The 22,692-nt window shown below is 74.8% G+C and carries 21 protein-coding genes; 15 read left to right on the top strand and 6 right to left on the bottom strand.

The genetic code is table 11. The features are described from left to right. Positions 1-70: 70 nt before the first annotated feature. Positions 71-1,339, bottom strand: a complete 1,269-nt coding sequence (locus Q3W71_RS29325; RefSeq protein ID WP_302922704.1) for an MFS transporter — start codon at positions 1,337-1,339, stop codon at positions 71-73. An 88-nt stretch (positions 1,340-1,427) separates the two neighbouring features. Here Q3W71_RS29325 and Q3W71_RS29320 point away from each other — a divergent pair, with 88 nt between their 5' ends. Beyond that, positions 1,428-2,330, top strand: coding sequence for a winged helix-turn-helix transcriptional regulator (locus Q3W71_RS29320; RefSeq protein ID WP_302922703.1), 903 nt, complete (start codon positions 1,428-1,430; stop codon positions 2,328-2,330). An 85-nt stretch (positions 2,331-2,415) separates the two neighbouring features. Here Q3W71_RS29320 and Q3W71_RS29315 read toward each other — a convergent pair whose 3' ends face one another. Beyond that, a complete protein-coding gene (locus Q3W71_RS29315) occupies positions 2,416-3,795 on the bottom strand; it encodes a glycosyl hydrolase family 18 protein (protein WP_302922702.1) in 1,380 nt (459 codons plus the stop codon). A gap of 231 nt (positions 3,796-4,026) precedes the next feature. Between Q3W71_RS29315 and Q3W71_RS29310 the strand changes: the two genes are divergently transcribed. The 3 genes from Q3W71_RS29310 (at position 4,027) to Q3W71_RS29300 (ending at position 6,904) form a co-directional block, all read left to right on the top strand. Then, a complete protein-coding gene (locus tag Q3W71_RS29310) occupies positions 4,027-5,142 on the top strand; it encodes a Xaa-Pro peptidase family protein (RefSeq protein WP_302922701.1) in 1,116 nt (371 codons plus the stop codon). Further along, a complete protein-coding gene (locus tag Q3W71_RS29305) occupies positions 5,139-6,281 on the top strand; it encodes an acyl-CoA dehydrogenase family protein (RefSeq protein ID WP_302922700.1) in 1,143 nt (380 codons plus the stop codon). Before Q3W71_RS29310 ends, Q3W71_RS29305 begins: the two co-directional genes overlap by 4 nt. Positions 6,282-6,397: 116 nt before the next feature. Further along, positions 6,398-6,904: an Lrp/AsnC family transcriptional regulator gene (locus tag Q3W71_RS29300; RefSeq protein ID WP_088993780.1), complete on the top strand. Its 507-nt coding sequence runs from the start codon at positions 6,398-6,400 to the stop codon at positions 6,902-6,904. Here Q3W71_RS29300 and Q3W71_RS29295 read toward each other — a convergent pair. Beyond that, the gene (locus tag Q3W71_RS29295) at positions 6,834-7,445 is read right to left on the bottom strand and encodes a histidine phosphatase family protein (RefSeq protein ID WP_302922699.1); all 612 of its coding nucleotides are present in this window, start codon (positions 7,443-7,445) and stop codon (positions 6,834-6,836) included. The two genes, Q3W71_RS29300 and Q3W71_RS29295, sit on opposite strands and share 71 nt — an antisense overlap. Positions 7,446-7,607: 162 nt before the next feature. On the opposite strand from Q3W71_RS29295, the gene Q3W71_RS29290 reads away from it, so the two are divergent. Further along, entirely contained in the window at positions 7,608-7,802 is a 195-nt protein-coding gene (locus Q3W71_RS29290) for a CsbD family protein (protein ID WP_302922698.1), read from the top strand. A 277-nt stretch (positions 7,803-8,079) separates the two neighbouring features. On the opposite strand, the gene Q3W71_RS29285 is transcribed toward Q3W71_RS29290, so the two are convergent. Next, complete coding sequence (locus Q3W71_RS29285; protein ID WP_302922697.1) at positions 8,080-9,486, bottom strand: KamA family radical SAM protein; 1,407 nt, start codon at positions 9,484-9,486, stop codon at positions 8,080-8,082. Positions 9,487-9,636: 150 nt separating this feature from the next. On the opposite strand from Q3W71_RS29285, the gene Q3W71_RS29280 reads away from it, so the two are divergent. From Q3W71_RS29280 to Q3W71_RS29255, 6 genes are read left to right on the top strand one after another with little or no spacing between them, the layout of a single operon-like run. Continuing rightward, positions 9,637-10,686 carry a zinc-binding alcohol dehydrogenase gene (locus Q3W71_RS29280; RefSeq protein WP_302922808.1) on the top strand — a complete coding sequence of 350 codons (1,050 nt, stop codon included), beginning with the start codon at positions 9,637-9,639 and terminating at the stop codon, positions 10,684-10,686. 5 nt (positions 10,687-10,691) lie between these two features. After that, positions 10,692-12,260: an amidohydrolase gene (locus Q3W71_RS29275; RefSeq protein ID WP_302922696.1), complete on the top strand. Its 1,569-nt coding sequence runs from the start codon at positions 10,692-10,694 to the stop codon at positions 12,258-12,260. Between the two features lie 60 nt (positions 12,261-12,320). Then, positions 12,321-13,883 (top strand): lysine 5,6-aminomutase subunit alpha, encoded by a 1,563-nt coding sequence (locus Q3W71_RS29270; protein ID WP_302922695.1) that lies wholly within the window; start codon positions 12,321-12,323, stop codon positions 13,881-13,883. Beyond that, positions 13,880-14,677, top strand: coding sequence for an OAM dimerization domain-containing protein (locus tag Q3W71_RS29265; RefSeq protein ID WP_302922694.1), 798 nt, complete (start codon positions 13,880-13,882; stop codon positions 14,675-14,677). The genes Q3W71_RS29270 and Q3W71_RS29265 overlap by 4 nt, the downstream gene beginning before the upstream one ends. Then, positions 14,674-15,066, top strand: a complete 393-nt coding sequence (locus Q3W71_RS29260) for a hotdog domain-containing protein (protein WP_302922693.1) — start codon at positions 14,674-14,676, stop codon at positions 15,064-15,066. Before Q3W71_RS29265 ends, Q3W71_RS29260 begins: the two co-directional genes overlap by 4 nt. Further along, positions 15,063-16,400 (top strand): glutamate mutase L, encoded by a 1,338-nt coding sequence (locus Q3W71_RS29255; RefSeq protein ID WP_302922692.1) that lies wholly within the window; start codon positions 15,063-15,065, stop codon positions 16,398-16,400. The genes Q3W71_RS29260 and Q3W71_RS29255 overlap by 4 nt, the downstream gene beginning before the upstream one ends. A gap of 390 nt (positions 16,401-16,790) precedes the next feature. Here the strand turns inward: Q3W71_RS29255 and Q3W71_RS29250 are convergent, their stop codons facing one another. Further along, positions 16,791-17,372: a helix-turn-helix domain-containing protein gene (locus Q3W71_RS29250; protein ID WP_302922691.1), complete on the bottom strand. Its 582-nt coding sequence runs from the start codon at positions 17,370-17,372 to the stop codon at positions 16,791-16,793. 75 nt (positions 17,373-17,447) lie between these two features. On the opposite strand from Q3W71_RS29250, the gene Q3W71_RS29245 reads away from it, so the two are divergent. The 4 genes from Q3W71_RS29245 (at position 17,448) to Q3W71_RS29230 (ending at position 22,240) form a co-directional block, all read left to right on the top strand. After that, positions 17,448-19,028: a bifunctional NAD(P)/FAD-dependent oxidoreductase/class I SAM-dependent methyltransferase gene (locus Q3W71_RS29245; RefSeq protein WP_302922690.1), complete on the top strand. Its 1,581-nt coding sequence runs from the start codon at positions 17,448-17,450 to the stop codon at positions 19,026-19,028. Positions 19,029-19,292: 264 nt separating this feature from the next. Continuing rightward, on the top strand, positions 19,293-20,819 hold the full coding sequence (gene lnt / locus Q3W71_RS29240; protein WP_302922807.1) for an apolipoprotein N-acyltransferase: 1,527 nt from the start codon (positions 19,293-19,295) through the stop codon (positions 20,817-20,819). 40 nt (positions 20,820-20,859) lie between these two features. Continuing rightward, positions 20,860-21,669: a polyprenol monophosphomannose synthase gene (locus tag Q3W71_RS29235; RefSeq protein ID WP_302922689.1), complete on the top strand. Its 810-nt coding sequence runs from the start codon at positions 20,860-20,862 to the stop codon at positions 21,667-21,669. A 52-nt stretch (positions 21,670-21,721) separates the two neighbouring features. Continuing rightward, entirely contained in the window at positions 21,722-22,240 is a 519-nt protein-coding gene (locus Q3W71_RS29230; RefSeq protein WP_302922688.1) for an FxsA family protein, read from the top strand. Positions 22,241-22,313: 73 nt separating this feature from the next. On the opposite strand, the gene Q3W71_RS29225 is transcribed toward Q3W71_RS29230, so the two are convergent. After that, positions 22,314-22,655 carry an RNA polymerase-binding protein RbpA gene (locus Q3W71_RS29225; protein WP_046564157.1) on the bottom strand — a complete coding sequence of 114 codons (342 nt, stop codon included), beginning with the start codon at positions 22,653-22,655 and terminating at the stop codon, positions 22,314-22,316. Positions 22,656-22,692: the final 37 nt, after the last annotated feature.

Here is a 22,692-nt window from a genome sequence, read left to right as displayed (position 1 = left end):
CGGCGCCGGTACGCCGGAACCGGGATGCCGGCTGAACGCGTGACCGGGTTGATGTCGCGCCGCCGGTGGGTCAGCGGCCGGCCGGCACCGCGACGGCGGGTTGGTCGCCGGTCTCCCGGTCGTGGTCGGTGAGGTCGCGCAGCCGGCGGACGGGGGAGAGCAGCAGGGCGAGCGGGGCCCAGGCCGCCGCGGCCGCGAAGACCAGCAGCGTGGCCCGCGCGCCGACCAGGCCGGCCAGCGCGCCGGCGAGCAGCCCGCCGACCGGGATGGCGCCCCAGGAGACGAACCGGACCGTGGCCATCACCCGGGCCAGCAGCTCGGGCGGGCTGGCGATCTGCCGGTAGGTCCGGGTGGTCACGCTGAGCACCACCGTCCCGACCGAGAAGACCACGTTGCCCGCCGCGAAGGCCGCGTACGCCGGCCAGCCGCTGCCCACCGGGACCAGGACCGCCCCGCCGACGGTGACCAGGGCGGCGACGACCAGTGCCCGGGCGGTGCCGAGCCGGGCGGTGATCCACGGGGTGAGCGTCGCCCCGACCAGCGCGCCGGCGCCCTCGACGGCGAGCAGCACGCCGACCAGGGCGGCCGGGGCGTGCAGCTCGCGCACCAGGTAGAGCGGGTAGAGCGCGAACTGCGCGCCGCAGACCAGGTTCATCGCGGTGGCGGCCCACATGCTCGGGCCCATCACCGGGTGGCGCGCGACGAAGCGCCAGCCCTGCCGGATCAGTTCGCCCATCGGCGGCCACCGGTCCGGCGCCTCCGCCCGGCGCGCGGGCAGGGTGCGCAGCAGCGCGGCCGAGCAGAGGTAGCTCGCGGCGTCCACCAGCAGGGTCGGCACCGCGCCCAGCGCCTGCACCGCGAGCCCGCCCAGCGACGGCCCGCTGAGCTGGGTGGCCGCGTGGGTGGCCGAGGTCAGGCTGTTGCGGCCGTGCAACTGCTCCCGGTCGACGATGCTGGGCAGGAAGGTCATGTTGGCCACGTCGAAGAGCACGTTGGCGAAGCTGATCACCAGCGCGGTGACCACCAGGTGGGCGACCGTCAGGTGGCCCCACCACCAGGCGAGCGGGATGGACGCGACGGCCGCGGCGCGGGCCAGGTCGGCGCCGATCTGCGCGCCGCGCAGCGGCAGCCGCTGCACGACGACCCCGGCCGGCAGGCCGATCACCAGCCAGGCCACGTAGCTGGCCGCCGCGATCAGGCCCATCTCGAACGCGCTGGCGTCCAGCACGGTGAGCGCGGTCAGCGGCAGCGCCACGGCGCCGACCGCCGACCCGACCTGGCTGGTCGTGCCGGCGGTCCACCAGCGCCAGAACACCCCGGCCCGCTGCCCGACGCCCATGTCGTCCGCCCCCGTTCCACCGAGCCAGTCAGTTCCAAACTGAAACGGACTATAGTCGGAGCAACGGCGACCGGTGAAGGGGTGGGGTGTGCGGCGGGCCGACCTGGCGGACGCGGACTGCGGCATCGCGCAGGCGCTGGGCGTGCTGGGCGACTGGTGGACGTTCCTGATCGTGCGCGACGTCGCCGGCGGGACCACCCGCTTCGACCCGCTCCAGCGCGCGCTCGGGGTGAGCCGGCGGGCCCTGTCGGAACGGCTGGCCGGGCTGGTCGAGCACGGGGTGCTGCGGCGGCGGGCGTACTCCCAGCACCCGCCGCGCTTCGACTACCTGCTCACCGCCAAGGGCGAGGCGCTGCTGCCGGTGCTGATCGCGCTGCAGGACTGGGGCACCCACCACGTGCTGGGCGACGGCGGCCTCACCGCCACCGCCGGGGCGGACTCCGCCGAGGCGCGGCGGGTGCACGAGCTGGTCGGCCGGCGGCTGCCCGAGGTGCTGCTGCCCGGCCCGGACGGGCGGCCGGTGGCCCCGGCCGGGGGCGAGCGCTGGAGCGTCCTCTACTTCTTCCCCGGCGCGTTCCGGCCCGGCGTGCCGGGGCTGCCGCCGGGCTGGGGGGAGATCCCGGGGGCGCCCGGCTGCACCCTGGAGTCGACCACGTACGCCGCCCGGGCCGCCGACTTCGCCGCCGCCGGCGCCCGGATCGTCGGGGTCAGCACCCAGCGTCCCGACCAGTTGGCCGACTTCACGGCGTACGCCGAGCTGCCCTTCCCGCTCCTGTCCGACCAGGACGGCCGGCTGGCGGCCGGGCTGCTGCTGCCCACCTTCCGGGCCGGCGGGGTCGAGCGGTTCAAACGGCTGACCCTGCTGGTCGATCCGGCGGCCGTGGTTCGCGCCGTGCAGTTCCCGGTGACCGACCCGGCCGGCTCGGTGGACGAGATGCTCGACCTGCTCCGCGACCGTGCCGGCGGCGAGCCGGCGGCGGCGGTGGGCTGACCGGCCGGCGGTGTCCGTCGGTCGGGGGCCGGCCGGGGCGGCGACCGGGCGGGGCCCCGCCGGCCGGCGGGGCCCCGGGGAGCGGTCAGGCGGGCAGCCGCCAGACCTGGTTGGCGCCGCCGAAGCAGTCCCAGATCTGCAGCCGGGTGCCGTCGGCGGAACTGTTGCCGGTGGCGTCGAGGCACTTGTTGGCCTGCGGGTTGCGCAGCGTGCCGTTGGCCTGGGCCTGCCAGACCTGGGCGCCGGTGCCGTTGCAGTCCCACAGCTGCACCTTCGCGCCGTTGGCGGTGGAGCCGCTCGCCACGTCGGCGCACTTGCCGAGGGCGCGCAGGGTGCCGTCGGTGCCCACGGTCCAGCGCTGCGCGTTGGTGCCGTTGCAGGTCCAGAGCTGGATCGCGGTGCCGTTGGCGGTGCTGGCGGCCGCCACGTCGACGCACTTGCCGGCGATGCCGGTGATCGGGCCGGTGCGCCCGGTCGGCGGCGGGGTGCCGCCCATGACGGTGTCGTAGATGGCACCGACCAGCGAGGTCGAGTCGGTGCGGTCCTGGGACAGCTCCCAGTTCATCATCCCGCCGGCGTTGGCCAGCGCCCACTGGGTCTTCCGCTTGACCGTCGGTACGCCGTTGTAGCACTGCTGGACGCCGCCGACAGTGGTGCAGTCCCGGTTGGCGTTGGCCGGATCCATGCCCACCAGGGCCGAGTAGGTGTGGTAGCCGGGCCGGCTGTAGAACGGCACCCCGAGCACCGCCTTGGCGGCCGGCAGGCCGCGCGCCTTCCACCCGTTGACGGCGTTGACCGACCAGTCGTAGTTGGCGTGCGGGCTGCCCCCGTCGTACGCCATGATGTTGAGCCAGTCGACGTGGCCGAACACGGCGGTCGGCACGCCCTGCACGTAGTAGCCCTCGGCGACCACGGCCGCGGTGAGCAGCTTGCCCCGGGGGCGCAGGGCGCCGCTGAGCTGCTGCATCAGCAGGCTGTAGTTGGTCGCCGAGGTGCCCGGGTCGGGGTACTCCCAGTCCATGTCGACGCCGTCCAGGTTGTACTGGTCGACGAAGGCGACCACGTTGTTGACGAACGTGGTGCGGGTGCCGGCGTTGGCGGCGAGCGCCTCGAAGGCGGAGTCGTCGCCGTCGTTCCAGCCGCCGATGGCGATCGACACCTTGACGTTGTTGCTGTGCCCGACCGAGACCAGCTGGGACAGCTTGCCCGGGTTCTCCACCGGACGCAGGCTGCCGTCGGCGTTGGGCAGCAGGAAGGCGTAGTTGACGTGGGTGAGCTTGCCGTACTGGACGCCGGTGACGCTGCCGCTCCACGACGGCAGGTAGCCGACGCTCTTGAAGTTGTTCGGCAGCACCGCGGCGGCGGCCGGGGACGGTGCGGCGAGGGTCAGGCCGGCGCCGGCGGTGACCAGCGCGAGCAGGCCGGCGGCGAGGGCCGACCGGGGACGGTGACGTGGTGAGGACATCGCGGGCCTTCCCGTGGGCGGGCGGTGGCGGCCGTGCCGCCGGCGGGCACCCGGTGAGCGGGCGCCGGGCGCGGCGGACGGAGGGGGACGGGAGGGTGCGCAACCTCGGCGGAGCCAAATCCTAAAGAGTGTTAACGGATTGCGTCAATGACGCATCTCGATGGATGAGAGAGCGCTTTCCCGAGCGCGGGGCGGGTAGGGTGTGGCCCGAACGAGCGTTAAGCTGACCGGGTGGGAATCGACGAGCTGTACCCGCCGGACCGGCTGGCCGCCGCGCAGCGCGCCACCGCCGCCGCCGGCCTGGACGCGCTGCTGCTCACCCCCGGCTCCGACCTGCGCTACCTCACCGGGTACGACGCGCACGCGGGGGAGCGGCTGACCTGTCTGGTGCTGCCGGCCGAGGGCGAGCCGACGCTGATCGTCCCCACCCTGGAGCGGCCCGCCGCCGAGGCGTCGCCGGCCCCGGCCACCGGGGTCCGGATCGTCGACCACGCCGACGGCACCGACCCGTACCCGCTGGTCACCGCCGCCCTGGACGGGCCGGTGGTGGCGGTCGGGCTGGCCGACCGGATGTGGGCCGAGCAGGTGCTCGGGCTGCGCGCCGCGCTGCCCGGCGCCACCCAACGGCTCGCCGGCGAGGTGCTGCGCGAGCTGCGCATCCGCAAGTCGCCGGCGGAGGTGGCCGCGCTGGCCGAGGCCGGCGCGGCGATCGACGCGGTGCACCGGCGGATGGGGCAGTGGCTGCGCCCGGGGCGCACCGAGGCCGAGGTGGCCACCGACATCGCCGCGGCGATCCGCGCCGCCGGGCACGTCACCGTCGACTTCGTCATCGTCGCCGCCGGGCCGAACGGTGCCAGCCCGCACCACGGCACCTCGGACCGGCCGATCGGGGCCGGTGAGCCGGTGGTGGTCGACATCGGCGGCACCATGCCGTCGGGCTACCGCTCCGACTGCACCCGCACCTACGTCGCCGGGGGCCCGGCCCCGGCGGAGTTCACCGAGTACTACGCGGTGCTGCACGCCGCCCAGCGCGCCGCGGTGGCCGCGGTGCGCCCCGGGACCACCGCCGAGGCGGTGGACGCCGCCGCCCGCGAGCCGATCGCCGCCGCCGGCTTCGGTGCCGCGTTCCTGCACCGGACGGGGCACGGCATCGGTCTGGACGGGCACGAGGAGCCGTACGTGGTGGCGGGCAACCCCCGGCCGCTGGAGCCCGGCATGGCGTTCTCGATCGAACCCGGCATCTACCTCGCGGGCCGACACGGCGCCCGGATCGAGGACATCGTCGTCTGCACGACGGACGGCGTCCAACGGCTCAACACCACCCCCACGGAGCTCATCGCGCTATGACAGTCGACCGGATCCTCCCCACCGACGAGGCCCACGACCTGCTGGACCTCGCCACCGAACTCGCCGACCGGGAGCTCGCGCCGCGGGCCGCCGGGTTCGAGGAGCGCGCCGAGTTCCCCCGCGAGGTGCTGCGCACCCTCGGCCGGGCCGGCCTGCTCGGGCTGCCCTACCCCGAGGTGCACGGCGGCGCCGCGCAGCCGTACGAGGTCTACCTCCAGGTGCTGGAGATCCTGGCCAGCCGCTGGCTCGCGGTGGCCGAGGCGGTCAGCGTGCACACCCTGTCCTGCTACCCGGTGGCCACCTTCGGCACCGCCGAGCAGCGCAAGCTGCTGCCCGACATGATCGGTGGCGAGCTGCTCGGCGCGTACTGCCTCTCCGAGCCGCAGGGTGGCTCGGACGCCGCCGCGCTGAGCACCCGGGCGGTCCGCGACGGCGACGCCTACGTGGTCTCCGGCACCAAGGCGTGGATCACCCACGCCCGGGTGGCCGACTTCTACAACATCTTCTGCCGTACCGGCGGGCCCGGCCCGAAGGGCATCTCCTGCCTGCTCGCCGACCGCGGCACGCCCGGCATCCACCCCCAGGCGGCCGAGCGGACGATGGGGCTGCACGCCTCCCCGGTGGCGCAGATCGCCTTCGACGACGCCCGGGTCCCGGCCGACCGGCTGATCGGTGGGGAGGGGATGGGCTTCACCATCGCGATGTCCGCCCTCGACTCCGGGCGGCTGGGCATCGCCGCGTGCGCGGTGGGGCTGGCCCAGGCGGCGCTGGACTACGCCGTGGGGTACGCCAAGGAACGGCGGCAGTTCGGCCGGGCCATCATCGACTTCCAGGGGCTGGGCTTCAACCTGGCCGACCTGGCCACCCAGATCTCCGCCGCCCGGGCGCTGACGCTGGCCGCGGCCCGGCTGCGGGACGCCGGCCGGCCGTACTCGATCGAGGCGGCCAAGGCGAAGCTGTTCGCCACCGACGTGGCGATGCGGGTGACCACCGACGCGGTGCAGGTGCTCGGCGGCGCCGGCTACGTGAGCGACCACCCGGTGGAGCGGTACATGCGGGAGGCGAAGGTGCTCCAGATCGTCGAGGGCACCAACCAGATCCAGCGGCTGGTGATCTCCCGCGCGCTGGCCAAGGGCTGACCCGGTCGACCGTGGGTGGCGACGCCGGTGCGGTCGGTCGACCGTACCGGCGCCATCGTGGCCGGCCGGGGGCCGCGTCGTCGCCGTCGGGCGGTTTTCCCGGTAGGTTGCACGCCGTGGAGGAGATCGACCGCGCCATCGTCGCAGCGTTGACCGCTGACGGCCGGCTGTCGTACACGGATCTGGCGGAGAAGGTGGGCCTGTCGGTCTCCGCCGTGCACCAGCGGGTGCGCCGGCTGGAGCAGCGCGGCGTGATCAAGGGGTACGCCGCGCGGGTCTCCTTCGAGGCGCTGGACCTGCCGCTGACCGCGTTCGTGGCGATCCGGCCGTTCGACCCGTCGCAGCCGGACGACGCGCCGGAGCGGCTGGCCCACCTGCCGGAGATCGACTCCTGCTACTCGGTGGCGGGGGAGGACTTCTACCTGCTGCTGGTGCGGGTGGCCAGCCCGGCGGACCTGGAGCGGGTGCTCCAGGAGATCCGTACCGCCGCGAACGTCACCACCCGGACCACTGTGGTGCTCTCCACCCCGTACGAGGGGCGGCCGCCGAAGGTCAGTGCCGAACTCCCGACGCGGGCACGGTCCCGGGTGCCGGGAGAGGTGGCTGGTTCCAACGCCGGATGACCTGCCGGCCGTGCTCGTGGCCGAGGGTGCTCACCGTGGCGGTGTCCAGCCGCAGCCGGCCGCCGGCGGCCGGTGGCAGGCCGATCCAGCGGGCGCCGGCGACCCGGAGGCTGTGCCCGTGGGCGACCAGCGCCACGTGGCCCTGGTCGAGCAGGGGAGTGGCCCGGGCCAGCACCCGGTCGAGCCGGGCGCCCACCTGGTCGGGTGACTCGCCGCCGGGGCAGCCGTCGGTCCACAGGTACCAGTGCGGGTGGTCGGCGCGGATCTCGGCGCTGGTGCGGCCCTCGTACTCGCCGTAGTTCCACTCGGCGAGGTCGTCGTCGGTCGCGGTGACGGTGAGGCCGGCCAGCTGGGCGGTGCGCACCGCCCGCTGCCGCGGGCTGCTCAGCACCGCCACGAACCGCCGCCCGGCCAGGAACGCCCCGACCATCCGGGCCTGGCGTTCGCCGTCCGGGGTGAGCTCCAGATCGGTGTACGAGGTGTGCCGGTGACTGGCGCTCCAGGTGGTCTCACCGTGCCGGATCAGCAGGATCTCGCCCATTCGTCCAGTTAACCAGCCGCCGCCCCACCGCGTTCACCTAGTGTCCTAGGATGCCGTAGCGAGTGTGCGGTGCCCGACCCACGTTTCCGCTCACCGGGCGGGGGCATGCACCGGGTCGAGGGGCCGGTTCGGCCCCGGTTCGGCCGGAGCAGAGGAGGCGACATGAGCTTCACCGACAAGGCGAAGAGCAAGGTCGAGCAGCTGACCGGCGCCGCCAAGGAGCGGATCGGCGACGTGACCGACAACGAGCGGATGCGCGGGGAGGGCGGCTCGCAGCAGCGCGGGGCGCAGACCCGTCAGGCCGGTGAGCAGGCCAAGGAGGCCGGCCGGAAGCTGCGGGACGCCTTCACCAGGTGACCTCGCCCGTCGTGGTGGCCCCCGGCGTGACGCCGGGGGCCACCGGGCGTCCAGGTGGGCCGGCGGCAGGGCGGGGCCGCCCGGTCCGTGGTTGATCCACACCGCTTCCGGGATGTCGGGGTATCGGAGCCCCACCGACATCCCGATGTACGGAAACGAAGTGGATCTCGCCACCCGGGGGCGTGGTCGCACAGCCCGCGCGGTGGGCGACGGCCGGGTGAAACGGCGCACCCCCGCCGGCGGGTGGTGACGGCGGGGGTGGCGGGTCGCGGGTCGGTCAGTCGTCGCGGTGGTCGGCCCACCACTGCTGGCCGGACTCGGGCAGGGTGTCGATCGGGTCGTAGTAGGCGTAGCGCTTGTTGAGCGCCTCCAGGTCCGCCGACTCGATGCTGGTGCGGTAGTTCTTGGTCCAGTACGAGATGCCGCGCTCGCGGTCGTACTCGGTGAGCATGTGCACCCAGCGCTTGCCGACGAAGGGGACGTCGCAGACGATCCGCGGGGTGGCGTAGCCGGGCAGGTAGCCCATGATGTCGTGCTGGAGCTGCTGGGCGTGCCAGACCGGGACCCGCCAGTGCTCGGCGTTGGGGATCATGTCGCACATGTAGAAGTAGTACGGCAGGATGCCCGCCTCGCCCTGCAGGGCGAAGCAGAGGTCGAGCAGGTCCTTGCTGGTGGCGTTGACGCCGCGCATGAGCACGCCCTGGTTGCGCACGTCGCGGACGCCGACGTCGAGGGCGGTCTGGGCCGCCTTGGCGACCAGCGGGGTGAGCGACTGGGCGTGGTTGACGTGGGTGTGGATGGCGAGGTTGACGCCGCGGCGGGCGGCGGTGCGGGCGACGCGTTCGAGGCCCTCGACGACGTCGGCCTGGAGCCAGTGCTGCGGCAGGCCCATGAGGGCCTTGGTGGCGAGCCGGATGTCGCGGATGGTCTCGATGTCGAGCAGCCGCATCAGGTAGGACTCGAGGTTGCGCCAGGGCACGTTGGCCACGTCGCCGCCGGAGACGACGACGTCGCGGACGCCGGGGTGGGCCTTGAGGTAGGTGATGTGGGCGTCGTAGCGGTCGACGGGCTTGAGGGTGAGCTTGAGCTTGTCGACGGCGGGGGTGGAGTTGCCGACCAGGTCCATCCGGGTGCAGTGGCCGCAGTACTGCGGGCAGGTGGAGAGCAGTTCGGCGAGGACCTTGGTGGGGTAGCGGTGGGTGAGGCCCTCGGCGACCCACATGTCGTGCTCGTGCAGGGAGTCGCGGCTGGCGTAGGGGTGTGAGGGCCAGTCGGTGCGCCGGTCGGAGGCGACCGGGATCATGTAGCGCCGGACCGGGTCGGCGAGGAACGCCTCGGTGCTCATCGCCGCGAACGGGACCATGGTGTTGAGCATCTGGGGCGGCACCAGCATCGACATGGTGGCCAGGGCGGCCTGGTCGGCGGTGAGGTCCTCGTAGAAGGTCTCGTCGACGAGGTCACCGAGGACGGCGCGCAGCTGCTTGATGTTCTTGACGCAGTTGACGCGCTGCCACTGGGCGGACTCCCACTGCTCGCGGGTGACGTGGCGCCAGCCGGGGAAGCGGGTCCAGTCGGGTTCGACCAGGGGCGCGCGGCGGTATTCGTAGGGCTGTCCGGCGGTGGGGACCGTGGCCGGCGCGGGGCGGGGCGCTGGGATGGTCTGCACCGGTTGGGTCTGGGTCACGGCCCCTCCTCGTACGTGCGATGATCGGCGGCCCGAAGGCTACTGGAAAATATCCGGCGAAGAAATTAGTCTGCCGGAAGTTTTCCCGCTACGCGAGCCCTGACCGGGGGTTCGGGCGGTTGGACAAGGGAGGTCGGCGTGACGTCACCGGTGGGCCTGCACCGCGTTGTGGAACCGGCGGGGGTGCTGCCGCAGGCGGCGTGGCGGCTGGACGCGTCGCCCGCGATCGCGCCGAACGAGGTGCGGATCCGGGTGGAGCGGCTGAACCTGGACGCGGCGAGCTTCCGGCAGTTGTGGGAGAAGCACGGCGGCGACGGTGAGGCGGTGCGCGCCGAGGTGCTGGAGATCATCTCGACCCGGGGGAAGATGCAGAACCCCGTGACCGGGTCGGGCGGGATGCTGATCGGCACTGTCGACGAGGCCGGGCGGCGTTCGCCGCTGGGACTGAAGCCGGGGGAGCGGGTGGCGACGCTGGTGTCGCTGACGCTGACCCCGCTGGTGGTCACCGACGGGCTGGCCCGGTGGGACGGGCGCAGCGAGCAGGTGCCGTGCGACGGGTACGCGGTGCTGTTCGCCCGGTCGATCGCCGCGGTGCTGCCCGACGACCTGGACCCGCAGCTGTCGCTGGCGGTGCTGGACGTGTGCGGGGCGCCGGCGCTGACCGCGCGGGTGGTGACGCGGCACGTGGCCGACCGGGCGCGCGAGGGGGACGCCCGGCCGGTCAGCGTGGCGGTGATCGGCGGGGCGGGCAAGAGCGGGTCGCTGTCGTTGGCGGCGGCGCGGCGGGCGGGCGCCGCCCGTACGGTCGGGGTGGTGCCGGTGGCGGCGGAGCGGGACGCGCTGGCGGCGGCCGGGCTGGCCGACGCGGTGGCGCTGGCCGACGCCCGGGATCCGGTGGCCCTGTCGCAGGCGGTCACGTCGGCGCTGGGGGTGCCGGCGGACGTGACGGTGGTCTGCGTGGACGTGCCGGGCTGTGAGCACGGGGCGGTGCTGGCGACCGCGGACGGCGGCACGGTGATCTTCTTCTCGATGGCGACGAGCTTCTCGGCGGCGGCGCTGGGCGCGGAGGGCTTGGCGGCGGACGTGACGATGCTGGTGGGCAACGGCTACGTGCCGGGGCACGCGGAGTTGGCGTTGGGTCTGCTGCGGGCCGAGCCGGGGGTCCGGAGGCTGTTCGAGTCGCGGCTGGCGGCAGACTGAGTGCCATGACGAACCCCTCGACCCTGTACCGCGGCGGGCTGCTGCACTGCCCGGCCGACCCGACCGCGACGGCCCTGCTGGTCGCGGACGGCACGATCACCTGGCTGGGGACGGACGCGGACGCGCCCGCCGCGGACCGGGTGGTGGATCTGGACGGGGCGCTGGTGACCCCGGCGTTCGTGGACGCGCACGTGCACGCCACGGACACCGGTCTGGCGCTGTCGGGCCTGGACCTGTCCGGGGCGCGGTCGGCGGGGGAGTTGCTGGACGCGGTGGCCGGGTTCGCGGCGGACCTGCCGGCGGACGCGGTGGTGCTGGGGCACGGCTGGGACGAGTCGTCCTGGCCGGTGCCGCGGTTGCCGGACGCGGGGGAGTTGGACCGGGCGGCCGGTGGCCGGCGGGTGTACCTGTCGCAGGCGTCGATCCATTCGGCGTTGGTGTCGGCGGCGCTGTTGGCGGCGTGTCCGGAGGCGGCGGGCTCGGCCGGGTACGACGCGTCGGGGTGGCTGCGCCGCGACGCGCACCACGTGGTGCGGGCGGCGGCGTTCGCCTCGGTGACCCGGGCGCAGCGGGTGGCCGCGCAGCGGCGGGCGCTGGAGCACGCGGCGTCGTTGGGGATCGCGGCGGTGCACGAGTGCGGTGGGCCGGAGATCTCCGACGAGGAGGACTTCACCGGGTTGCTGGGGATCTCCGGTGCGGGGCTGCCGGAGGTGTACGGCTACTGGGGTGAGCTGGGCGGCGCGGCGCGGGCGCGGGAGTTGGGCGCGGTGGGCGCCGGTGGTGACCTGTTCGCCGACGGGGCGTTGGGGTCGCGGACGGCGCACGTGTCGCGGGACTACCTGGACGGCGACGGTGGCTGCGGGCACGGCTATCTGAGCGCGGAGCAGGTGCGCGACCATCTGGTGGACTGCGCGGCGCACGGGTTGCAGGGCGGGTTCCACGCGATCGGTGACGCGGCGATCGGCACGGTGCTGGCGGGGTTCGCGGCGGCGGCGGAGCGGGTGGGCACGGACCGGTTGCGGGCGGCCCGGCACCGGGTGGAGCACGCGGAGATCATGAACAAGCGGCTGATCGCCGGGTTCGTGGAGTTCGGGATCGTGGCGAGCATGCAGCCGGCGTTCGACCGGTTGTGGGGTGGTGCGGGCCGGATGTACGAGGCGCGGTTGGGCCTGGACCGGTCGTTGGAGTCGAACCCGATGGGGTCGATGCACGCGGTCGGGGTGGCGTTGGCGTTCGGTTCGGATTCGCCGGTGACGCCGCTGGACCCGTGGGGTTCGGTGCGGGCGGCGGCGGCGCACCACAACCCGGCGCAGCGGATGAGTGAGCGGGCGGCGTTCGCGGCGCACACCCGGGGTGGCTGGCGGGCGGTGCACCTGGACAACGAGGGGGTGCTGGCGCTGGGCGCGCCGGCGACGTTCGCGGTGTGGTCGACGCCGGCGGGGGTGGAGCGGGGGTTGCCGGTGTTGCAGGCCGGCGACCCGGAGGCGCGGGGTCCGCAGGATCCGACGCCGTTGCCGGTGTGCCGGCGCACGGTGCTGCGCGGTGAGGTGATCTATGAGGAAGGGTCTGCGTGAGCGAGCGAACCATCGGTGCGGCGCGGGTCGCGCCGGCGCCGGGCGGGGCGGGGTGACGGCGTGACGGGCAAGCTTGACCTGGATCCGGCGCTGGTGGCGCGGGCGCGGGAGTTGGCGCGCCGGGCCGGGCAGCCGGTGGTGGATCTGGCGCGCAGCCACACCACGGTGTCGGTGGAGCGGGCGGTGCTGCGGCTGGCCGGGGTGACCGGCGCGGATCCGGACGGCATTCCGTGGGTGAACCGGCTCGTCGACGCGGTGGTCGCCGACGTCGGGCTGGGGCACGGGGTGGCGGCGCCGGTGTTCGACGCCCTCGCCCGGGAGCAGATCAGCGACGTGACGTTGCTGGCGCAGAAGGCCGCGGCCGGGTCGGTGCGGTTCGGGCAGCCGACCGGGAGGGCGGCGACGGCGGCGCGGCGGGCGGCGCGGAAGGCGGTCGCCGCGGGGATCCGGCGGATCGACCGGCGGCGGGCCGAGCGGGAGCGGCTGGTGAAGCGGTACGGGGATCCGCGGCGGCGGCCGTGGATCTACCTGATCGTGGCGACCGGGGATATCTACGAGGACATCCCGCAGGCGCAGGCGGCGGCCCGGGCGGGCGCGGACGTGATCGCGGTGATCCGGTCGACGGGCCAGTCGCTGTTGGACTACGTGCCGGAGGGGGCTACCCGGGAGGGGTTCGCCGGCACGTACGCCACGCAGGAGAACTTCCGGCTGATGCGGGCGGCGCTGGACGTCTCGTCGAAGGAGCTGGGCCGGTACGTGCGGTTGACGAACTACGCGTCGGGGCTGTGCATGCCGGAGATGGCGACCCTGGCCGGCCTGGAGCGGCTGGACATGATGCTCAACGACTCGATGTACGGGATCCTGTTCCGCGACATCAACCCGATCCGCACGTTCGTGGACCAGCGGTTCTCCCGGCAGGTGCACGCGCGGGCGGGCATCATCATCAACACCGGGGAGGACAACTACCTCACCACCGCCGACGCGGTGGAGGAGGCGCACACGGTGACGGTGTCGCAGCTGCTCAACGAGTACTTCGCGCACGAGGCGGGGTTGGCGGACTGGCAGTTGGGGCTGGGGCACGCGTTCGAGATCAACCCGGATCTGCCGGAGTCGTTCCGGTTGGAGTTGGCGCACGCGCTGCTGGCGCGGGAGTTGTTCCCGGACGCGCCGTTGAAGTGGATGCCGCCGACGAAGCACATGACCGGTGACGTGTTCCGCGGCAACCTGCTGGACGGGTTCTTCAACCTGGTGGGCACGATGACGGGGCAGGGCATCCTGCTGGTGGGGATGATGACCGAGGCGGTGGTGACGCCGTGGTTGTCGGACCGGGACATCGCCCTGCAGAACGTGCGTTACGTGCTGGGCGCGGCCGGCGGGTTGCACGAGGACTTCGTGCCGGCGCCGGGCGGGTTCATCCAGCAGCGGGCGAACCGGGTGCTGGGCGAGGCGGTGGAGTTGCTGGAGCGCATCGGTGAGCAGTCGCTGCTGTCGGCGATCGCCGAGGGCACGTTCGGGATCATGAAGCGTCCGGCGGACCGGGGCAAGGGTCTGGACGGGGTGGCCCGGCACGAGGCGGACTACTACAACCCGGCCACCGAGATCCTGGAAGGGGACGCGGCGTGAGCGGCGTCGAGGTCGGCGCGGCGGCGCCGGGTGGCGGGGCCGCCGAGAAGCGGATCGTCCGGCCGTACGGGGACACCACCGGTGACGGCATGGTGCAGGTGTCGTTCACGCTGCCGGTGCCGCACGACAAGCGGGCCGAGGGCGCGGCGGTGCAGCTGGCGAACAAGATGGGCATCGACCCGGCGATGCTGGTGCACGCCAAGCAGATGGGCGACGGGTTCACCTTCTTCGTGGTGTACGGGCGGGTGAACCACCTGGTGGACCTGGCCGCGGTGCAGGTGGTGGAGCGGGACTTCCCGCTGCTGAGCGCCAAGGAGGTCAACGCGGTGGTGAAGCAGCGGCTGCGGCGCAAGTTGTCGGTGGTGGGTGCCTGCATCGGCACCGACGCGCACACCGTCGGCATCGACGCGATCCTCAACGTCAAGGGCATCGCCGGGGAGAAGGGCCTGGAGTACTACCGGGAGTTGACGGTCACCAACCTGGGCGCGCAGGTCAGCGTGCCGGAGCTGGTGGAGGCGGCGCGGGCGGCGAAGGCCGACGCGGTGCTGGTGTCGCAGGTGGTCACCCAGCGCGACGCGCACCTGCACAACACCCGGGAGATGTCCGCGGCGTTCCGGGAGGCGATGCCGGCGGGGAAGCGGCCGCTGCTGATCGTGGGTGGGCCGCGGTTCGACGAGACGATGACCGAGGAGCTGGGGGTGGACCGGATCTTCGGCCGGGGCACCACCCCGGGTGAGGTGGCCAGCTACCTGGTGCACGCGTTGATCACCAACCGGAAGGCGGCGAGGGCATGACTGATCCCCGGGTCGGGTTGACCGTGACGCACCGGCGGTACGTGCCGTACTCGCACGCCCACTACGCGGGGAACCTGGTCGACGGGGCGTACGCGCTGGGGTTGTTCGGGGACGTGGCCACGGAGGTGTGTATCCGCACCGACGGCGACGAGGGGCTGTTCGCGTCCTATTCGGACGTGCAGTTCAGGGCGCCGATGAAGGCCGGGGACGTGCTGGAGGTGACCGCGACGGTGACCCGGGTGGGTACCCGCAGCCGCACGGTGGACTTCGTCGCCCGGGTGGTGTGCCGGGGCCGGCCGGACAAGGGCGAGTCGGCCGCGGAGGTGCTCGCCGAGCCGATCGTGGCGGTCACCGCGACCGGCACCGTGGTCGTCCCGCCGCCGGCGTGAGCCTCGCCGTCTGCGCCGACGTCGGGTCCACGTACACGAAGGTGGCGGTGGTGGACCTGGACGCGGCGGTGCTGGTCGCGGCGGCGTCGGCGCCGACCACGGTGGGCACTGACGTGCTGCACGGCCTGGACGCGGCGGTGGCCGCGGCCACCGCCGGGCTCGGGGCGCGCGGCGCGCCGTGGTACGTGTGCTCGTCGGCCGGCGGCGGGCTGCGGCTGGCGGTGGTCGGCTACGAGCAGTTGGTGACGGCGCAGGCCGGCCGGCGGGTGGGGCTGTCGGCGGGCGCGAACGTGGTGCACGTGGCGGCCGGACGGTTGGGTGCGGCGGAGCTGACCGGGTTGCGGGCGGCCCGCCCGGACGTGGTGCTGCTGGTCGGCGGCACCGACGGCGGGGACGCCGAGACGCTGACCCACAACGCGACCCGGCTGGCCCGGGCCCGGTGGCGGCGGCCGGTGGTGCTGGCCGGCAACGCCGACGTCCGCGACGACCTGCACGCCCTGCTGGCCGGGGCGGGGGTGCCGGTGACGGTGGCGGAGAACGTGCTGCCGCGCATCGGGGTGCTGGCGCCGGCGGGCGCGCGGGCGGCGATCCGGGAGGTGTTCCTGCGCCACGTGATCGGCGGTAAGCGGTTGTCGCGGGGGTCGCGGTTCGCGCGGCTGGTGCGCGCGGCCACCCCGGACGCGGTGCTGACCGGGGTGGAGGTCCTCGCCGACGCGATCGGTGGGGACCTGGCGGTGGTGGACGTGGGTGGGGCGACCACCGACGTGTATTCGGTGCTGACCCCGGACGAGCGGGACAGCGGGCCGGGCCGGGAGGTCGCCGGCACGCTGTGGCGGGCCCGCACCGTCGAGGGGGACCTCGGTATGCGGTGGTCCGCGCCGGGGGTGGTGCGGGCGGCCGCGGAGGAGCGGCTGCTGGCCCCGGGTGAGCAGGAGACGTTGGCGGCGGCCGCGGCGGCGCGGGCCGCCGAGCCGGGCCTGCTGGCCGCGACGGACGCGGAGCGGGCCGCGGACCGGCGGATCGCGGCGCTGGCGGCGACGGTGGCGTTGCGGCGGCACGCCCGCGGTGGCGCCACCGGGGAGCGCGGCGGGCGGGATCTGCGGGACGTGCGGCTGGTGGTGGGTTCCGGTGGGGTGCTGCGGCACGCCCCGGCCGGTGACGCGGCGGGGGTGCTGGAGGCGGCGTTGGGCGACCACGCCGGCGGGTGGCCGCTGCCGCGGGCGGCGCGGCCGGTGGTGGACGTGGATTACGTGTTGGCCGCCGGAGGGTTGCTGGCCGGCGACCATCCGCAGGTGGCGGGGCGGTTGCTGCGCCGGCACCTGGCCGTCGACTGAGGACGCCGGGCGCGACACGCCGAAGCGCGACACACGACAGGCCGGGGGTGGGTTGACAGGGCCCGGGGGGCAGCACGTACCGTCTTTGAGTCCTACCACGGGAAGCGGCTGCTGTTCGCTTCGTCCCTTCGTCCGCTGGCCGAGCGACCCGCTTGGGTCGCGGCGGCCAGGTCCAGCGGGCGGGGGTCGGCGGGGCGGCGCGAACCGGCCGCGGTTACCGGTGTACGGGCAGGGTGGGGTGCACGGCCAGTAGACAACGGCCCGGCGGGGGCAGCCAGTCCGCGTCCGGTCGGTCCGAAGGTCGGCGTGCCGCATCCTCGCCCCACCGGCCGGGAAGGGCCTGGGAGCATCGGGGCGCGGCGCGAGCCGCGCCCCGATTTCGTTTTCCGGTCAGCGCTTCGCGGGGCGGGCGCGCACGTGCAGCCGTTCGCCCTGCGGCCCGAACAGGGTGAGGATCTCGGTGGGCTCCGGGCCGGGGTTGAGCACGCAGTGCGGCACCCGGGTGTCGAACTCGGCCACCTCGCCCGGCTCCAGGATCAGGTCGTGCTCGCCGAGCAGCAGCCGCACCCGGCCGGAGAGCACGTACAGCCACTCGTAGCCCTCGTGGGTCTGCTGTTCCGGCTCGGCGGGGGTGTGCGGGGGCAGGATCTGCTTGAACGCCTGCAGACCGCCCGGGCGGCGGGTCAGCGGCAGGAACGTCACACCGTGGCGGACGATGGGGCGGGCGTGCACCCGCGGGTCGCCGACCTCCGGCGCGCCGACCAGTTCGTCCAGTGGCACCTGGTGGGCGCGGGCCAGCGGCAGCAGCAGTTCCAGGGTGGGCCGGCGCTGCCCCGACTCCAGCCGCGACAGCGTGCTCACCGAGATGCCGGTGGTGGCGGCCAGGTCGGTCAGGGTCGTGCCACGCTGCTTGCGCAGGGCCCGCAGCCGTGGCCCCACCGCCGCCAGCACCGCCGCCTCGTCGTTTGCCATAACAGCAACATTACTTGTCGAATTCGCGGCGCCGGTGGAGCGTGGGAACCCGCACGAGGCGACGAGGGGGAGCAGATGGACGACAGGTACGACGTGGTGGTGGTCGGCGGCGGCGCCGCCGGGCTGGCCGGGGCGCTGGCGCTGGGCCGGGCCCGCCGCTCGGTGCTGGTGGTCGACGGCGGCGAGCCGCGCAACGCGCCCGCCGCGCACATGCACAACTACCTGGGCCGCGACGGCACCGCCCCGGGTGAGCTGCTGGCCGCCGGCCGGGCCGAGGTCACCGGGTACGGCGGGCGGATCGTGGCCGGCCAGGTGGTCTCCGCCGCCCGCGACGGGGCGGAGTTCACCGTCACCCTCGACGACGGGCGGACGGTGCGGGCGCGGCGACTGCTGGTCGCCACCGGGCTGGTCGACGAGCTGCCCGAGGTGCCGGGGCTGGCGCAGCGGTGGGGCCGGGACGTGCTGCACTGCCCGTACTGCCACGGCTGGGAGGTGCGCGACCGGCGGATCGGGGTGCTGGCCACCGGCCCGTTCGGGGTGCACCAGGCGCAGCTGTGGCGGCAGTGGAGCGAGCACGTGCTGCTCGTGCTGCACGGCGCGGCGGCGCCGGGGGCCGAGGAGACCGAGCAGCTCGCCGCGCGGGCCATCCCGGTGGTGGAGGGGCCGGTCGCCGGGCTGGAGGTGACCGGGGACGCGCTGACCGGGGTGCGGCTGGCCTCCGGCGAGGTGGTCGAGCTGGACGCGCTGGTGGTCGCGCCGCGGTTCACCGCCCGCGCCGGGCTGCTGGCGTCGCTGGGCCTGGCGCCGGTCGAGGTGGAGATGGGCGGGCACGTGTTCGGCAGCCAGATCCCCGCCGACGCCAACGGCGCCACCGCGGTGCCGGGGGTGTGGGTGGCCGGCAACGTGGCCGACGTACGCGCCCAGGTGATCACCTCCGCGGGGGCCGGGTTGACCGCCGGCGCGGCGATCAACGCCGACCTGGTCGCCGAGGACACCCGCGCTGCGGTGGCCGGCTACCGGGACCGCCGGGAGACCATGTTCACCGAGGCCGCCTGGGAGGAGCGCTACCGGTCCCGGCCGGCGGTGTGGAGCGGGCGACCCAACCCGCAGCTGGTCGCCGAGGCCGCGCAGCTGCCGCCGGGGCGGGCGCTGGACGTCGGCGCCGGCGAGGGCGCCGACGCGGTGTGGCTGGCCGGGCGGGGGTGGCAGGTGACCGCGGTGGACATCTCCACCACCGCGCTGGAGCGGGCCGCCGCGCACGCCGACACCGCCGGGGCGGCCGTCGCCGGGCGGATCGAGTGGGTGCACGCCGACCTGCTGGCCAAGCCGCCCGCCGCGGACTCCTACGACCTGGTGTCGGCGCAGTTCATGCAGCTGCCGCCGGAGCAGCGGCAGGAGATGTTCGCCCGGCTGGCCGCCGCGGTGGCCCCCGGCGGCACCCTGCTCATCGTCGGGCACCACCCCTCGGACCTGCGGACCAGCGCCCACCGCCTGCACTTCCCGGAGATGATGTTCACCGCCGAGGAGGTGGCGGCGGGACTGGACCCGGGCCGCTGGCAGGTGCTGGCCGCCGAGACACGCCCCCGGGCGATGGTGAACCCGGAGGGGCGGGAGATCACCATCCACGACGCCGTCCTGGTCGCCCGCCGCCGCTGACGGGTCACGGTCGGGTCCGCCGCCCCCGCGCGGCGGACCCGACCGCCGACAACCCGCCCCGGGGTGACCGGCGACACCGGGGTGACCGGCGGCCCCGGCGTAGCCCGCGCCCGTGGTCCTGCCGCACCCGGCGCCTCGCCGAGCGCGGCGACGCGGCGCCGGGCGGGTAGCCTTCAGCACCGTGATCGAGATGAGGCGCCGGTGACGACCCTGGACCCCACGCACGCCGAGCCGGCCGCCCGGCCGGCGGACGCGGCGCGCCCGCTGCCGCTGCGGGTGGCCGCGCCGCTGGCGATCGCCGCCGGGGTGGCGCTGCTGTTGGCGTTCCCCCCGTACGGGGTGTGGCCGCTGGCGCCGGCCGGGGTGGCGCTGCTGGCCGCCGCCGCGCACCGGCGGCGGCTGCGCGCCGGCGCCGGCCTGGGCTTCCTCACCGGGGTGGCGCTGTTCGCGCCGCTGCTGTCCTGGACGAACCTGCACACCGGCTACCTGCCGTGGGTGCTGCTGTCCCTGCTGCAGGCCGGCTACCTGGCGCTGCTCGGCGCCGCCACCGCGTGGGTGTCCCCGCTGGCCGACCGGTGGCGCTGGACGTGGCCCGCGCTGACCGGTCTGCTCTGGGTGGGGCAGGAGGCGCTGCGCGACCGCACCCCGTTCGGCGGGTTCCCGTGGGGGCGGCTGGCCTTCAGCCAGGACTCCTCGCCGCTGCTGCGGCTGGCCGCGCTGGGCGGGGCGCCGCTGGTGACCTTCGCGGTGGCGGTGGCCGGCGGGCTGCTGGTGACCGCCGCGTGGCGGCGCTACGACGTGCGCAGGTGGAGGGCGCCGGCCGCCGCGCTGACCGCCGGCGCCCTCGCCGTGGTCGCCGCCGGGCTGGCGGTGCCCGTCGGCGCGGCCGGCGGCGGACCCACCGTCACCGTGGCGATCGTGCAGGGCAACGTGCCCCGGCTCGGGCTGGACTTCAACGCCCAGCGGCAGGCGGTGCTGAACAACCACGTCGACGCCACCATCGAGCTGGCCGCCCGGGTGGCCGACGGGCAGCGGCCGCAGCCGGACCTGGTGGTGTGGCCGGAGAACTCCAGCGACATCGACCCGCTGCGCAATTCTGCCGCCGGAGCGCGGATCTCCGCGGCCGCCGACGCGATCCGGGCGCCGATCCTGGTCGGCGCGGTGCTGCTCGGCCCGCAGCCCGGCCAGGTCCGCAACGCCGGCATCCTGTGGCGTCCCGGCGCCGGCCCCGACCTGGAGCAGCTGTACACCAAGCGGCACCCGGTGCCGTTCGCCGAGTACGTGCCGCTGCGCGACCTGGCCCGGATGGTCAGCAAGCAGGTCGACCGGGTCCGCAACGACTTCGTGCCGGGCAGCGAACCGGGCGTGCTGCGCGCCGGACAGACGGTGCTCGGCGACGTGATCTGCTTCGAGGTCGCCTACGACGAGGTGGTCCGCGACACCGTCACCGGCGGGGCGCAGCTGCTGGTGGTGCAGACCAACAACGCCACCTTCGACGTCGCCGAGGCCCGCCAGCAGCTGGCCATGGTGCGGCTGCGCGCCGTGGAGCACGGCCGGCCGGCGTTGATGGCCTCCACGGTCGGAGTGTCCGGGTTCGTCTCCCCGCACGGGCGGGTAAGCGACGCCACCGGGTTCAACACCCGTGCGGTCGTGGTCCGGCAGGTGGCGCTCTCCGACGGGCGAACCCTGGCCACCCGGGTCGGGCTGTGGCCGGAGGTGGCGCTGACCGCCCTCGCGGTGGCGGCCCTGGCCGCCGCGGGGGTGCTGCGCCGCCGGCAGCGCGCCGGGTAGCGACAGCCGACCCCGGGCGGCGGAGGGGGTAATCGACGTGGTGGGCGAGGCGACCGACGTCCGGCGGCCGGGCCCGGACCGGCCCGGCCCCGGTCGGGTGCTGGTGGTGATCCCGACCTTCAACGAGGCCGACAACGTCACCCGGATCGTGGCGCGGGTGCGCCGGGCCGCGCCCGAGGTGGAGATCCTCGTCGCCGACGACAACAGCCCCGACGGCACCGGGGCCATCGCCGACGCCCTCGCCGGCGCCGACCCGCGGGTGCACGTGCTGCACCGGGAGGGCAAGCAGGGCCTCGGCGCGGCCTACCTGGCCGGTTTCGAATGGGCCCGCCAGCGCGGCTACGACGCGGTGGTGGAGATGGACGCCGACGGGTCGCACGCCCCGGAGGACCTGCCCGCGTTGCTGGCGGCGGCCCGGGACGCGGACGTGGTGATCGGGTCGCGGTGGACCCGTGGGGCGCGGGTGGTGAACTGGCCGCTGCGGCGGCTGCTGCTGTCGCGCTGCGGCAACCTGTACGCGCGGCTGGCGCTGGGCATGCCGGTCTCCGACGCCACCGGCGGCTACCGGGTGTACCGGCTCGACGCGCTGCGCCGGCTGGACCTGGCGTCGATCTGTTCCCAGGGGTACTCGTTCCAGGTGGAGCTGTCCCGGCTGGCGCACCGGGCCGGCGTGCGGATCGTCGAGGTACCGATCACCTTCGCCGAGCGGGAACGCGGCAGCAGCAAGATGAGCCCGCTGATCGTGGCCGAGGCGCTGTGGCGGATCACCGGCTGGGCGGTGCAGGACCGCCGGCTGGCGGTGCGGCGCGGCCTGCACGGCACCCCCACCGGTCAGGTGCGGTGGCCCTGAGCGGGGGCGTGTCATGCTGGACGGGCGGGACGTGCGGACGGGATGGGGTGACATGCGCCGGGGACTGAGGTTCGTACCGTTGGCCCTGCTGCTGGCGGTGGCGCTGGAGCTGGCGGTTTTCGTGCTGCTCGGGCGGGCCGTCGGGTTCGGGACCGCGGTGCTGGTGGTGTTCGCGGTGTCGCTGCTGGGGCTGGTGTTGCTGCGCCGGGAGGGGATGCGGGCGTGGCGGGGCTTCCGGGCCTCCGCGCAGGCCGGGCAGCCGCCGGGGCGGCAGGTGACCGACGGCCTGGTCGGGCTCGCCGGCGCCCTGCTGCTGGCCACCCCCGGCCTGGTCAGCGGGGCGGTCGGGCTGCTGCTGCTGGTGCCGCCGGTGCGGCGGCTGGCCCGTTCCGGGGTGCAACGTGCCGCCGAGCGCCGGGTGTCGTCGATGGTCGCCGGTGACCTGTTCGGGCCCCGCCGGGTGCGGGTGCGCCGGGGCGCGCCGCAGCCGGCCCCGCGTCCGGCCGAGCAGCCGACGGTGGTCGACGGTGGCCGCGCCATAGAGGGGGAGATCGTCGAGCCGGGCCGCTGAGACGGCCCGGAACGGACGACGGCGCCCCGGGAGGGTTTCCTCCCGGGGCGCCGTGGTGTCGGTGTCGGTGCGGTCAGGCGCGACCGCGGCGGGTGCGGACCTCCTGCAGCCGCTCGGCGAGGATGTCCTCCAGCTCGGCGATGGACCGCCGCTCCAGCAGCATGTCCCAGTGGGTACGCGGCGGCTTGGCCTTCTTCTGCTCCGGCTCGCTGCCGTCGACCAGCCGGGCGACGCTGCCGTCGAACTTGCACTCCCAGGTCGTGGGGACCTCGGCGTCGACGGCGAACGGCACCTCGAACTGGTGACCCTTGGCGCAGAGGTACTCGCGGGTCTGCCGCGGCGCGAGCTCCGTGTTGCGGTCGGACTCGTAGCTGACCGCGCCCAGCCGGCTACCGCGCAGCATACGCTCGCCCATGATCGACTTCCCCTCGTTCGTGGTGCTGGTCTTCAGG

This window comes from Micromonospora sp. C28SCA-DRY-2 (assembly GCF_030519475.1).
Lineage (GTDB): Bacteria > Actinomycetota > Actinomycetes > Mycobacteriales > Micromonosporaceae > Micromonospora.
The sequence above is the reverse complement of the archived record's forward strand: the minus strand, read 5'-3'. Positions and strand labels throughout refer to the sequence as shown.

Bases quoted from the DNA above. Each gene is read 5' to 3' on its own strand.
- Q3W71_RS29225 (WP_046564157.1), bottom strand. From the start codon at position 22,655: ATGGGCGAGCGTATGCTGCGCGGTAGCCGGCTGGGCGCGGTCAGCTAC.
- Q3W71_RS29290 (WP_302922698.1), top strand. From the start codon at position 7,608: ATGAGCTTCACCGACAAGGCGAAGAGCAAGGTCGAGCAGCTGACCGGC.
- Q3W71_RS29245 (WP_302922690.1), top strand. From the start codon at position 17,448: ATGGACGACAGGTACGACGTGGTGGTGGTCGGCGGCGGCGCCGCCGGG.
- Q3W71_RS29295 (WP_302922699.1), bottom strand. From the start codon at position 7,445: ATGGGCGAGATCCTGCTGATCCGGCACGGTGAGACCACCTGGAGCGCC.
- Q3W71_RS29260 (WP_302922693.1), top strand. From the start codon at position 14,674: ATGACTGATCCCCGGGTCGGGTTGACCGTGACGCACCGGCGGTACGTG.
- Q3W71_RS29305 (WP_302922700.1), top strand. From the start codon at position 5,139: ATGACAGTCGACCGGATCCTCCCCACCGACGAGGCCCACGACCTGCTG.
- Q3W71_RS29230 (WP_302922688.1), top strand. From the start codon at position 21,722: ATGCGCCGGGGACTGAGGTTCGTACCGTTGGCCCTGCTGCTGGCGGTG.
- Q3W71_RS29315 (WP_302922702.1), bottom strand. From the start codon at position 3,795: ATGTCCTCACCACGTCACCGTCCCCGGTCGGCCCTCGCCGCCGGCCTG.
- Q3W71_RS29275 (WP_302922696.1), top strand. From the start codon at position 10,692: ATGACGAACCCCTCGACCCTGTACCGCGGCGGGCTGCTGCACTGCCCG.
- Q3W71_RS29250 (WP_302922691.1), bottom strand. From the start codon at position 17,372: ATGGCAAACGACGAGGCGGCGGTGCTGGCGGCGGTGGGGCCACGGCTG.
- Q3W71_RS29325 (WP_302922704.1), bottom strand. From the start codon at position 1,339: ATGGGCGTCGGGCAGCGGGCCGGGGTGTTCTGGCGCTGGTGGACCGCC.